The sequence below is a fragment of the Segatella copri genome (assembly GCF_051861805.1).
GTDB classification, from domain to species: Bacteria; Bacteroidota; Bacteroidia; order Bacteroidales; family Bacteroidaceae; genus Prevotella; species Prevotella copri_M.
Map to the genome: position 1 here is coordinate 968,070 of NZ_CP146520.1, position 11,873 is coordinate 979,942.

The 11,873-nt window shown below is 44.4% G+C and carries 9 protein-coding genes and 1 pseudogene; 8 read left to right on the forward strand and 2 right to left on the reverse strand.

The window, feature by feature from the left end:
* Window positions 1–17 precede the first annotated feature (17 nt).
* The gene (locus V8Z93_RS03635) at window positions 18–947 is read left to right on the forward strand and encodes a fimbrillin family protein (RefSeq protein ID WP_439432428.1); all 930 of its coding nucleotides are present in this window, start codon (window positions 18–20) and stop codon (window positions 945–947) included.
* 528 nt (window positions 948–1,475) lie between these two features.
* Here the strand turns inward: V8Z93_RS03635 and V8Z93_RS03640 are convergent.
* Window positions 1,476–2,741, reverse strand: coding sequence for an IS4 family transposase (locus V8Z93_RS03640; RefSeq protein WP_439431386.1), 1,266 nt, complete (start codon window positions 2,739–2,741; stop codon window positions 1,476–1,478).
* A gap of 874 nt (window positions 2,742–3,615) precedes the next feature.
* Between V8Z93_RS03640 and V8Z93_RS03645 the strand changes: the two are divergent.
* Both V8Z93_RS03645 and V8Z93_RS03650 read left to right on the forward strand, forming a co-directional pair.
* Window positions 3,616–3,729: pseudogene (locus V8Z93_RS03645) on the forward strand (recombinase family protein); the annotation flags it as partial.
* Between the two features lie 140 nt (window positions 3,730–3,869).
* Window positions 3,870–4,826: an ORF6N domain-containing protein gene (locus tag V8Z93_RS03650; protein WP_439432429.1), complete on the forward strand. Its 957-nt coding sequence runs from the start codon at window positions 3,870–3,872 to the stop codon at window positions 4,824–4,826.
* Between the two features lie 314 nt (window positions 4,827–5,140).
* On the opposite strand, the gene V8Z93_RS03655 is transcribed toward V8Z93_RS03650, so the two are convergent.
* On the reverse strand, window positions 5,141–6,205 hold the full coding sequence (locus tag V8Z93_RS03655) for a M20 family metallo-hydrolase (protein WP_439432430.1): 1,065 nt from the start codon (window positions 6,203–6,205) through the stop codon (window positions 5,141–5,143).
* 131 nt (window positions 6,206–6,336) lie between these two features.
* On the opposite strand from V8Z93_RS03655, the gene V8Z93_RS03660 reads away from it, so the two are divergent.
* From V8Z93_RS03660 to V8Z93_RS03680, 5 genes are all read left to right on the forward strand, one after another.
* The gene (locus V8Z93_RS03660; protein WP_439432431.1) at window positions 6,337–8,145 is read left to right on the forward strand and encodes an AMP-dependent synthetase/ligase; all 1,809 of its coding nucleotides are present in this window, start codon (window positions 6,337–6,339) and stop codon (window positions 8,143–8,145) included.
* Between the two features lie 39 nt (window positions 8,146–8,184).
* Window positions 8,185–9,312: a peptide chain release factor 2 gene (gene prfB, locus V8Z93_RS03665; RefSeq protein ID WP_439432432.1), complete on the forward strand. Its 1,128-nt coding sequence runs from the start codon at window positions 8,185–8,187 to the stop codon at window positions 9,310–9,312.
* Between the two features lie 21 nt (window positions 9,313–9,333).
* Window positions 9,334–9,483, forward strand: a complete 150-nt coding sequence (locus tag V8Z93_RS03670; RefSeq protein WP_217744973.1) for a hypothetical protein — start codon at window positions 9,334–9,336, stop codon at window positions 9,481–9,483.
* Between the two features lie 291 nt (window positions 9,484–9,774).
* Window positions 9,775–10,275, forward strand: a complete 501-nt coding sequence (locus V8Z93_RS03675; protein WP_439432433.1) for a CYTH domain-containing protein — start codon at window positions 9,775–9,777, stop codon at window positions 10,273–10,275.
* A 168-nt stretch (window positions 10,276–10,443) separates the two neighbouring features.
* Entirely contained in the window at window positions 10,444–11,808 is a 1,365-nt protein-coding gene (locus tag V8Z93_RS03680) for a sodium-dependent transporter (protein ID WP_439432434.1), read from the forward strand.
* Window positions 11,809–11,873: the final 65 nt, after the last annotated feature.

Consider the following 11,873-nt stretch of genomic DNA (forward strand, 5'->3'; position numbering starts at 1 on the left):
TAAGGATAATCGGGAATATGAAGCGGAATATTTATAGTTATAGTAAGTTATGGATAATTTTCTTTGTCTTGATGGGTGCAGCCTGTACCAATCAGGTGGAGGATGCTATTCCTGTATCTGGTCAGCCTATTGAGTTTTCTGTGCAATCAGATTGGAAGGAAATTCTCAATACTCGGAATGCTGGTAAGACGCAATTTAAAGCAGGTGACACGATTCAGATTTTCGGTTTTCATAAATCTCCTTCAGGTGAGGTTAAGAAGTTTATGTATCATGTAGGTGATTCGGCTAGAGGTCAGAAAGTAGTATGTGATAGTAGTAATAACTGGAATTATTCACCCAAGCGTTTCTGGCCAAAAGAGGGAACGCTAGATTTTTATGCCAGTTATCCAGATTACTCTGTTCTCAATGAGGGAGATAAGATGACTTATGTGCAGCCGGCTTTCAATCCTTTGGGAGTTGATCTGTTGTGGGGCTTAGCTACCAATCGTGATTGTGATACGGTGCCTAAGAAAACCGTAGAGATCTGGATGGTGCATGCCTTGGCTAAGGTGAATATTAGTTTTGACGGTTTTTCGGATGAAATCGGATCAGTTATAGTCTCGGCTTACAAAACTGGTTGGTTCTCTGGAACATTAGATGGTGGAATCCCCTATTGGCAATTTGATGATAAAACGAATATTGATGCTGTCTTTTATAAATATGGAGACAAAAACCTGATAATAAATAATTCTGTTACCGTATTTATCTTGCCGGAAAAGATTACGGGATTCCAGATGTTTGATGTTCCTGGTAATAGGATTAATGCTTCTGATGAAATTTTTGATAGAATAAAGAATCTTACGTTTAAAGCAGGAAAGGAATATAATCTCAGGATATCAAAAGGAGTACAGAAGAAGAATACAAATAGCCGTTCTATAGCGATGTCTGTCCGTTGTGTTTCGGAATAGCGAAAAAATATCGACCTGAACGGTTGAAATTACCCAATACGCCCTGAACCAACGGCCACCGGCCGAAGGGAAAGGTAAAGGGCAGAAGCCCCTGGAAGCAGCACGCCCTGAAAGGGCAGAAGCTCCTAGCCCAGGGCATCGCCCTGGGTAATTACGGACACAAACCTGTCGCCCTGTAAGGGCAAAAGCTTTAAAATACCTGGCAGTATACAAAGCTTTTGCCCTTACAGGGCGTCTTGCTGATTGCTATTATACCCAGGGCGTTGCCCTGGGCTAGGGGCTTCTGCCCTTTCAGGGCGTGTTGCTTCTGGGGCTTCTGCCCTTGCCGTACCGCCGGATTTGCATGCTTGGAAGAAAATATATTTAGCCTTAAGGAAAAATAAATTTAGCCTTAAGGGAAAATAAATTTAGCCTTAAGAAAAATACCGCTAGGCGTTATGGTCCGCTAGGCGTTCCTGCGGATTTGCAATCATAAGTGGTTGAAAGATTATTTTAGGCATGTTGCTCTATAAAGTAGGATTTCCTTTTTTAAGGAATCCTACTTCTTATAGTAACATGCCTGAATGGAGTCTTACTCAAATCCCCACCATTAATAACCACTAACAACGCCCCAACCCATTCTTGCATTTCAAGGTAAAAGTTAAATTTCGCAATAGAAAAACCGAGCTCATTTTCCTTTTTGTATATCATAACCAGCATAGAGGTAATAATAGTCATGTAGAGAATGACTTTTATGCCATTCTCATTAGTAGACAGAAAATGAGAAAAATTCAAATTCTGCTTTAAAAACTTAAAGTAAACCTCTATGTCCCAGCGCTTTTTGTAACAGAACGCAATTTCTTGTGGAGTCATATCAAAGTCGTTAGTTATAAAAAACACTTCATTTTCTACACGCTTTACCTTACCCTTATTATTTGGACGAGTAGTATCACGAGGCGTTTTGAATTTAGCCTTTATCACTCTATACTTTGTATTTGAAAAATCTTTTTTTTCTCTGTCATATAGGAACACAACAAGGTCATCCACCAACTCCAATTTTCCTAAATCAGTGTTGGTGTTTTCTGTCATAAGGCTTTCTATAACCTGCATTTTGCGGTTAGTTTTAATTCGTCCTACAAACTTAGCCTTTGCATCTTCTACCAATTCATAATTCTTAAGAGCACAGAATCCCCTGTCAAGAACGTATAGATTGTTATGTTCTGGGTCATACTTAATCAGTTCTTGCACAACAGCCGGCATAGCTATGTCTTCGCTAAGATATTCTGGTTTAGAAAATACTTCAGCAAGTTTAGCAGAAAAGCCATCATAAGCTACTGTATACTTTATTTGTTTGCGTTCTGTTTTATTTGATGCTTTTTTACCAACAGTAAATCCTTTCTTCAGCTTGTTACAGGTTTCTGCCACCATGGAACTATCTATGCGAACTATGTTTTTGGCCTGCAATTCTTTTTCTGTATATAGCTGAGACAGACGGTTATATAATAAATCAAAAGCCTTCTCAAAGAAGTCGAGATTTACATTAGCCAAACGGGTAGATATGGATCCGTGTGTTACGGTAGCATCCAATGCTACATTGAACAAAGTTTTATACGTAGGATTATTGAAGATTGACTCAAGTCTTCTTTGACTAACATGGTCGGCAGATAAGAAGGCAAAGACAAGAAGGTAGAAAAGGCGCTCACCGGTTAATACCTTGGCGCAATAATCCACCTTCGTGTCTTTTGCTATTTTTGCGATTTCTTCATCTGGAATCATTCTAAGAATATCCCATGCATGTACCTTTATTTTGCTCATATTTGCTATTTTCTATTGTTTTTATCTACCTACAAAGGTACAAAAAATAATTGAAATACGCAAATAAATAACTGATTATTAAGTGGTTATAGATGTTAAAAAATCTATTAACCACTTATGATTTGCAATCCGCAGACAAAAAAGGTTCGACCACTTTAAAGCGGATTTGCAATCCGCAGCCGTAGGCTTTTCATGTCTCCTCTGAGCATTCTCGCTTGAGGCGGATTTTAAATCCATAACACCCTTGCCCAAAATAACTTTTTCTTTACGTAGTCGGACAATTAAGATAGAAAGAACATATAAAAAAGCATAAAAAGTTTCTGATTTTTCTCATAAATAAATTAGATTTTATATCTTTGCGCAAAATTAGAAACAATGACAGAACTATTGAGTATATTTGATGACCGGCGCCTGCCATCATTTAAGACCAGCTGCGGTCTTCTATGATGACCGCCCTGAGGCACAAAAGGTTGTTCTTTCGATTGCCGATGCAAAGATACGAAGATTTTGGGTATCCGACAAATTTAGGCATGTGATAAGGAGCGATTTTCAGCAAAACACTTACGATTTGAAACTTCGTTAAAAAACGGACTCTATTTCTTAATGGGGCGCATCTCTATGTTTTTGCGGTGTCGAAAACTATGTTTTGCGATATAAATCAGCATATTACGAAGTAATACCCGATTATGGAGAAACGTATTCAGTATTCAGTATTCAGTTTTTTTCGCTGTTGTTTCCGTCCTCTCTATAAATAGTATATTATATATATATATTAATATATAATATAATTACTTATAATTTGTAACCATAGAAAGGGTAACTATCATCGCGAAAAAAACTGAATACTGAATACTGAACACCCTTTTAGGCACTAATTAGTTTGCTCCGCAAGGGGTATTCCATTCGGGATGTGGCGAAGTTAAGTGGAAGGGGCGTGAGTACGGTGCAACGAGTTAAGCGATTAATAAAAGTACAATCACCGCAATAATACTATTTTTTTTTCGTTCTTTTCAAAAAATGGGGTTGTGCAATAGTGGCTTAAAGGCTAAAAGCACTACCTTTGCATACAATAATAAGTAACAACACGTTTAAAGTCACAATTGTGATTTCAAAAATAAAGATAGAAATATGGCTGATAATATAGAACATCAAGATAAAGGAGAACTGGTCGCAAATTGCGACCAGTTACAAAATGATGAAGTCGTAGTTACCACTCCTGTAGAAAGTCGAATAATGTCTATTCGTGGAAAGCAGATTATGATAGACAGAGACTTGGCTGAACTTTATGGAGTGGAAACCAGGGTGTTAAATCAAGCTGTAAAACGTAATATGGAGAGATTTCCTGAACGTTTTCGTTTTCAACTGACTAAGGAAGAAATGAATGAACTGGTCACAAATTGTGATCGGTTCAATAGTTTGAAGCACTCAACAGTTCGTTCATATGCTTTCACGGAGCAGGGAGTGGCTATGCTCTCCACTGTTCTTAGAAGTGAAACCGCAATTCGTGTAAGCATACGAATTATGGATGCATTTGTTGCAATGAGACGTTTCATGGTGACAAATGCAGAAGTTTTCCAACGTCTTTCAACAATGGAGTACCATCAACTTGAAATGCAGCAACATCAGCAAGAAACAGACAAGCGCATAGACGAGGTATTTCGCAGATTGGATGAGGGCAACGTAAAGCCGAAACAAGGTGTGTTCTACAATGGTCAAATTTATGATGCCTATACTTTCGTGTCCGACTTGATTAAGAGTGCGAAGAAACGTATTGTCCTTATCGACAACTATGTTGACGAGACTGTACTGACATTGCTCGATAAAAGAGATAATAACGTGTCTGCAATCATCTACACTCAGCAGATAAGCCGTCAGTTCCAACTCGACATAGACCGTCATAATGCTCAATATGCACCGATTGATGTTGAAACATTCCGTTTATCACATGACCGCTTCCTTTGTATAGACGATGATGTGTATCACATAGGAGCATCCATTAAGGACTTGGGCAAGAAGTGGTTTGGTTTCTCCAAGATGGAGATACTTACACCAGACGAATTGGTGGAAAGGATCAACAGGGAATAAGAAAAAATCAGAGCTCTCTATTGAGTATGGAAGAACTCGCTTGAGGCGGATTTCAAATCCGCATCAAATAGGTCGAGCCTTTTTTTGTCTGCGGATTGCAAATCCGCAGGAACGCCTAACGGAGACAGATACTCTCTTATCGTCCCCGAAGGGGGCGAACAGGAGCAAGACTGGATGTGGTTCGCCCCCTTTGGGGACGATTTCTCCCTACTATTGGTTGTCCGCAGGTTCCATGACCTTCGGTCATTCCACCAGCGGTTATTGAAAGTTGGCCCCCTTCGGGGACCGGAGGTTACTTGCGAAACTTGAATCTTCTAGATGGCAGCGCCATCTAAGAGGGTTTCGTATTTTGCAATGGCATCGCGGATTTCGCTGATGCGGATAAACTCGTTGGCAGAGTGGGAGCGGGATGATTCGCCCGGTCCTAACTTGAAGGATGGGAAGTGCATTAATGCCTGGTCGCTGAGGGTAGGACTGCCGAATGGCTTCATGCCCATGGCTATACATTTCTTAATAAGAGGATGCTCGGGGTCGATGCGTGATGACTTCAGACGGAAGCTGTGTGCCTTCACCTCGCTCTTGAGATGCTGGCTGATGAACTCGAAGACTTCCTCGTTGTCATAGAATTCGTTGGTGCGGATATCCACAAGCATCGTGCACTTATCCGGAATCACATTGTGCTGGGTTCCTGCATTCACCACGGTGAGCGTCATCTTGGTTGGTCCAAGGAACTCGCTCACTTTTTCGAACTTGTAGTCACGAATCCAGCGCATGTCATCCAGCGCCTCGTAGATAGCGTTTACTCCTTCGTTTCTTGCCGCATGTCCGCTCTTGCCGTGAGCAATCACATCCAGCACCATCAATCCTTTTTCTGCTACGGCAGGATTCATACCGGTAGGTTCGCCCACGATGGCTAAGTCGATATGCGGAAGTAATGGCAGGGCACGGGTGATGCCATCCTTTCCCGAAACCTCTTCTTCTGCAGATGCCAGATAGATAAGATTATACTGCTGAGGCTTCTCTGTCAGCATTCTGAATATCTGGAGAAGCGAACAGAGACCGCCACCGCAATCGTTGCTGCCCAAGCCGTAAAGTACGCCATCTTCTACATCCGGTGAAAACGGGTCGCGTGTCCATGAAGCCACTGGCTTCACGGTATCGATGTGGGCATTGAGCAGCAGGGTAGGTCGGCTCTCATCGTAATGAGGGTCGATCATCCAGATGTTGTTTGCCTCACGCTGAGGCTCAAAGCCATAACTGCGGATGGTCTGCTCCATGATGTCGGCAGCATCCTTTTCGTTTCTGCTTACAGATGGGGTGGCGATGAGCTTTTTCAGCAGTTCCACGGCATCGCTAACATATTCTTCTTGTAGCATCATAATCTCTCTATTATTTGATTTTGGGGCAAAGTTACGAAAAAAAGAGCAGATTATGTGGAAAAAATATCTTTTTATTTTGTGTTCTTAACAAATTCTATTATCTTTGCACACATATTTATAAATATTAGCTTATGCAGATTAATAGTCATCTTTCAGTCCTGGTTCACGACCTCGCTAAGAAGTGGGGAGAGAAGCCTGCGCTTACTTTCAGAAAGTTTGGTAGTGACCAGTGGCAATCGGTTTCGTTTAACCTTTTCTCGTTGAGAGTGAAACAAGTGAGCAATGCCCTTCTCAATCTTGGGGCTAAACCACTCGACAAAATCGCTGTCTTCTCGCAGAACTGTGTGCATTACCTGTACACCGACTTCGGTGCGTACGGTATCAGAGTTACCTCTGTACCTTTCTATGCCAACAGCAGCGAGCAGCAGATTCAATATATGATCAATGATGCGCAGATTCGCTTCCTCTTTGTAGGCGAACAGGAGCAGTATGACAAGGCGCATCGTATCTTTGCCCTCTGTCCATCCCTGGAGCGTATCATCATCTTCGATTCCAGCGTGCGCATCAGTACACACGATCCTGCTGCCCTCTATTTCAAGGACTTCCTGAAGCTGGGTGAGAATCTTCCTCGCCAGACTGAAGTGGAGGAACTCTACAAGCAGGCAAGTATGGATGATTTGGCTAATATCCTCTATACCAGTGGAACAACTGGAGATAGCAAGGGTGTGATGCTGAAATACAGTCAGTATGCAGCTGCATTGAAGGCAAACAATGAGTGCGTTCCTGTTACCGAAAAGGATCGTGTCATTGATTTCCTTCCATTCACCCATATCTTTGAGCGTGGATGGGCATATCTCTGCTTGAGTGAGGGTGCCCAGCTCATCATCAATACCTATCCGCAGGAAATTCAGGATAGTATGCGAGAGATGCATCCTACCTGTATGTGTAGTGTGCCACGTTTCTGGGAGAAGGTTTATATCGCCGTGAAGGCTAAGATGGACGATGCAGGTCCTATCCAGAAGAAACTTTTCTATCATGCCTTGGCTGTGGGAAAGAAGCGTAACATTGATTATATCGCCAATGGTAAGCGTCCTCCTCTGGCTCTGGAGCTGGAATATAAGATTGTCAACAAGACTATCCTGAGCATCGTGCGCAAGCAGTTGGGATTGGATAATCCTAATATCTTCCCTACAGCAGGTGCTTATGTAAGTCCTGAGGTAGAGGAGTTTGTACACGCCGTGGGTATCAATATGGTTGTGGGCTACGGTCTGACCGAGAGTCTCGCCACCGTATCTTGTGATCATCTCGACAAGAAGCATAGTCTGGGTTCTGTAGGTCGTCCTATCTCCAGCATTCAGATTAAGATAGGTGAGGATAACGAGATTCTTCTCAAGGGTCCTACCATCACTCCGGGATATTACCATCGTGATACCACCAATGCCAAGGCTTTCGATAAGGATGGATTCTTCCATACGGGAGATGCCGGCTACATGAAGGATGGCGAGCTTTACCTGACTGAGCGTATCAAGGACCTGTTCAAGACATCGAATGGTAAATACATCGCTCCGCAGCAGGTAGAGTCGTTGCTCCTGGTAGATAAGTTCATCGACCAGGTTGCCGTTATCGCCGACCAGCGTAAGTTCGTATCAGCCCTCGTTGTTCCTGAGTTCCGCCTCGTGGAGGACTGGGCACGTGAGCATCACATCGCCTTCACTTGTCGTGAGGACCTGTGTGCCAACGAGAAGGTGCAGAAGATGCTGATGGACCGCATCAAGATTCTTCAGCAGCACCTGGCTTATTATGAGCAGATTAAGCGTATCACCCTCCTGGCTCACCACTTCTCTATGGAGTCGGGCGAGCTGACCAACACCTTGAAGATTCGCCGCCCTATCATCAACAAGAACTACAAGGCGGAGATTGACAAGATGTATGAGGAGTAATCATAAAGTTTAAAGTTAAAAGTTTATAGTTCAAAGTTAATGATTACAGCTGACCAATTGAAGGATGTGATGGACAGAGCCGACGCTCTGCATCGCTATCTGAATATAGACCAGAAGAAAGTAGAATTTGAAGAGGAGCAGCTCCGCACGCAGGCTCCTGACTTCTGGGAAGACCCGAAGTATGCACAGGAGCAGATGAAGAAGGTGAAGGGCATACAGAAATGGCTCGATGGCTACAAGACCGTGCGTCTTTATGCCGACGAGCTGAAGCTTGCCTTCGATTTCTATAAAGACGAGATGGTGACCGAGGAGGAGGTGGATGCCGACTATACCAAGGCCATCAAGGCCATAGAAGACCTGGAACTGAAGAACATGCTGCGCCAAAAGGAAGACCCGATGGACTGCGTGCTGAAGATTAACTCGGGTGCCGGTGGCACCGAGAGCCAGGATTGGGCACAGATGCTGATGCGTATGTACATGCGCTGGGCTGAGGCTCACGGCTACAAGGTAACTATCACCGATATGCAGGAAGGTGATGAGGCTGGCATCAAGAGCGTGACCATGACCATCGAGGGCGGCGAGTACGCCTATGGCTATCTGAAGAGCGAGAATGGCGTTCACCGTCTGGTGCGTGTATCGCCTTTCAATGCCCAGGGCAAGCGAATGACCAGTTTTGCCAGCGTCTTCGTCACCCCATTGGTGGATGAAACCATCGAGGTGTATGTTGATCCAGCCAAACTCTCGTGGGATACTTTCCGTTCGAGTGGTGCCGGTGGTCAGAACGTGAACAAGGTGGAGTCGGGAGTGCGCCTCCGCTATTGGTACACAGATCCTGATACGGGTGAGGAAGAGGAAATCCTCATCGAGAACACCGAGACCCGCGACCAGCCAAAGAACCGTGCCAAGGCATTGTTGCTCTTGAAGAGTCAACTCTACGACCGCGCCATGAAGAAGCGCCTGGAAGCCAAGGCTAAGATTGAGGCTGGCAAGAAGAAGATAGAGTGGGGAAGCCAGATAAGAAGTTACGTCTTCGACGACCGCCGTGTGAAAGACCATCGTACCAACTATCAGACATCGGATGTGGATGGCGTGATGGATGGCAAGATAGACGACTTCATCAAGGCTTATCTCATGGAATTCCCTACGAATGATGACGAACAACAATAATAATCTAAAAAATATACGACTATGAGTGGAAATAAAGACTTAAGAAGAGCCAAACATGAGGCTTATCAGAAGAAACAGGCTGCAAAAGGCGAGAAAGTAATCAAGTGGATATTTATAGGATTGATAGTCCTTGGTATGCTATTCGCTTTCTATGCAACAAGTTTAGTATAAAACTGAACTTTGCATGTGGTTCAAGTACGGGCTGAAGGCCCAAAAGCTCCAGAAGCAGCACGCCCTGAAAGGGCAGAAGCTCCTAGCCCAGGGCATCGCCCTGGGTATAATGGCAATCAGTAAGACGCCCTGTAAGGGCAAAAGCTTTATGTTTTGCCTGGAGTTTTAAAGCTTTTGCCCTTACAGGGCGACAGGTTTGCGTCCGTAATTACCCAGGGCGCTGCCCTGGGCTAGGAGCTTCTGCCCTTTCAGGGCGTGTGGAACTCACTTGCGAAACTTGAATATAAAACTATGAGTGGATTAGAAATAGAAAGAAAATTCCTCGTCAAGAAGGGCGACGCTTACAAGAGCGCCGCCTTTTCTTCTAGCCATATCCAGCAGGGCTATATTCCTGCCGAGGGGGCTACGGTGCGCGTGCGCACACGGGACGAGAAGGCTTACCTTACCATTAAGGGCAAGTCGGTGAATGGCGGAATGACCCGCTATGAGTTTGAGAAGGAGATTACGCTGGACGAGGCGCAGCATCTGCTGCAGCTTTGCCAGGGTGGCGTTATCGATAAGCGCCGCTATCTGGTGAAAAGTGGTAATCATACCTTCGAGGTGGATGAGTTTTATGGCGACAATGAGGGGCTGGTAATGGCTGAGGTGGAACTGGAAAACGAGAGCGAAGCCTATGAGAAACCCGACTTCATCGGTATGGAGGTAACGGGCGACAAGCGTTTCTATAATTCTCATCTTCTGGGCAATCCTTTCTCGCAGTGGTGTGATACCTTGCCTGAGGAATATCGATAGAAAAAGTGAATAAACTGCCTTTTTTATGCGAAAAAGCATGCTAAAATGCATAAATATTACTAATTTTATGCTTTTACTTTCAAATATTTCTATTATTTCAGAAATATTTTATAATTTTGCAGAATGTTATACGAAAAGTTAATGAAATTAGTAAGAAAGAAATAGAAAATGGCAGAATCAAATAGAGGAAGTTTTGGTAGCAAGATAGGAATGATCCTTGCTACTGCAGGTGGCGCCGTAGGTTTGGGTAACGTATGGCGCTTCCCTTATATGGCTGGTCAGGAAGGTGGCGCAGCCTTTATCTTGGTTTACATCGGATGCGTACTCCTGTTGGGCATCCCTTGTATGGTTTCGGAGTTTATCATCGGCCGTCATGGTGCTTCCAATACGGCACGTGCCTATACCAAGCTCGCCAATGGAACGGCTTGGAAGTGGGTAGGCTACCTGGAGGTGCTCACGGGCTTCCTGATTACCGGTTACTATGCGGTGGTTTCGGGCTGGTGCCTGCAGTATGTATATGCCAGCATCATGGGCGAACTGCATGGCGACCCAACCTTCGTGGCTAATTACTTCAAGGAGTTTTCTGTCGATCCTATCCGTCCGGTGATGTGGACGGTGGCAATCTTCCTGATTTGTCACTTTGTGATTATACATGGTGTACGCGGAGGAATCGAGAAGGCATCCAAGGTGATGATGCCGCTTCTGTTCATCCTGCTTCTCATTATCGTGGTGTCTTCCTGTCTGTTGCCGGATGCGGGAAAGGGTATCGAGTTCCTGCTGAAACCTGATTTCGGAAAGGTGGATAGGAATGTATTCCTCAATGCTTTGGGACAGTCGTTCTATTCCATGAGCATCGGTATGGGTTGTATCTGTACGTATGCATCTTATTTCAGCCGACAGACCAATCTTCTGAAATCGGCGATTCAGATTTCTGCCATCGACTTGATGGTAGCGGTATTGGCAGGATTGATGATTTTCCCTGCAGCTTTCTCGGTGGGTATCTCTCCGGATAGTGGTCCGTCGCTTATCTTCATCACCTTGCCGAATGTCTTCAACGAGGCGTTTGCATCGATGCCAGTATTGGGATGGATTATCTCGCTGATGTTCTACGTGCTTCTTTCTGTGGCTGCGTTGACATCGCTGATGTCGCTCCACGAGGTGAATACTTCTTTCTTCTATGAGGAGTTGAAGATCGACAGAAAGAAGGGTGCCATGATTGTTACGGTATCTTGTGCCATCATCGGTGCATTCTGTTCACTCTCTTTGGGAGCTACGGATAAACTGTCGTTCGGCGGCAAGACTTTATTCGATTGGTTCGACTTCGTAACGGGACAGTTGTTCCTTCCTACGGGAGGTCTTCTCACCTGTTTGTTCCTGGGCTGGTATGTTCCGAAGAAGGTGGTGAAGGATGAGTTTACTAACTGGGGAACCTTGAAGGGACAGGTATTCCATGTCTATCTCTTCCTGATCAAGTTCGTTTGCCCTGTTCTCATCTTCCTGGTATTCCTAAACCAGTTTGGTGTGTTCGGATAAGCATTTCGCCCAGGACGGCGCCCTGGGAATCAATAGCAATTAGTCATGCGCCCTGTAAAGGCAAA

What these genes read in the sequence shown, in the direction of transcription:
- V8Z93_RS03655 (WP_439432430.1), bottom strand. Translation starts at nt 6,205, where the DNA reads ATGATGCTACAAGAAGAATATGTTAGCGATGCCGTGGAACTGCTGAAA.
- V8Z93_RS03650 (WP_439432429.1), top strand. Translation starts at nt 3,870, where the DNA reads ATGGCTGATAATATAGAACATCAAGATAAAGGAGAACTGGTCGCAAAT.
- prfB (WP_439432432.1), top strand. Translation starts at nt 8,185, where the DNA reads ATGATTACAGCTGACCAATTGAAGGATGTGATGGACAGAGCCGACGCT.
- V8Z93_RS03680 (WP_439432434.1), top strand. Translation starts at nt 10,444, where the DNA reads ATGGCAGAATCAAATAGAGGAAGTTTTGGTAGCAAGATAGGAATGATC.
- V8Z93_RS03660 (WP_439432431.1), top strand. Translation starts at nt 6,337, where the DNA reads ATGCAGATTAATAGTCATCTTTCAGTCCTGGTTCACGACCTCGCTAAG.
- V8Z93_RS03640 (WP_439431386.1), bottom strand. Translation starts at nt 2,741, where the DNA reads ATGAGCAAAATAAAGGTACATGCATGGGATATTCTTAGAATGATTCCA.
- V8Z93_RS03670 (WP_217744973.1), top strand. Translation starts at nt 9,334, where the DNA reads ATGAGTGGAAATAAAGACTTAAGAAGAGCCAAACATGAGGCTTATCAG.
- V8Z93_RS03675 (WP_439432433.1), top strand. Translation starts at nt 9,775, where the DNA reads ATGAGTGGATTAGAAATAGAAAGAAAATTCCTCGTCAAGAAGGGCGAC.
- V8Z93_RS03635 (WP_439432428.1), top strand. Translation starts at nt 18, where the DNA reads ATGAAGCGGAATATTTATAGTTATAGTAAGTTATGGATAATTTTCTTT.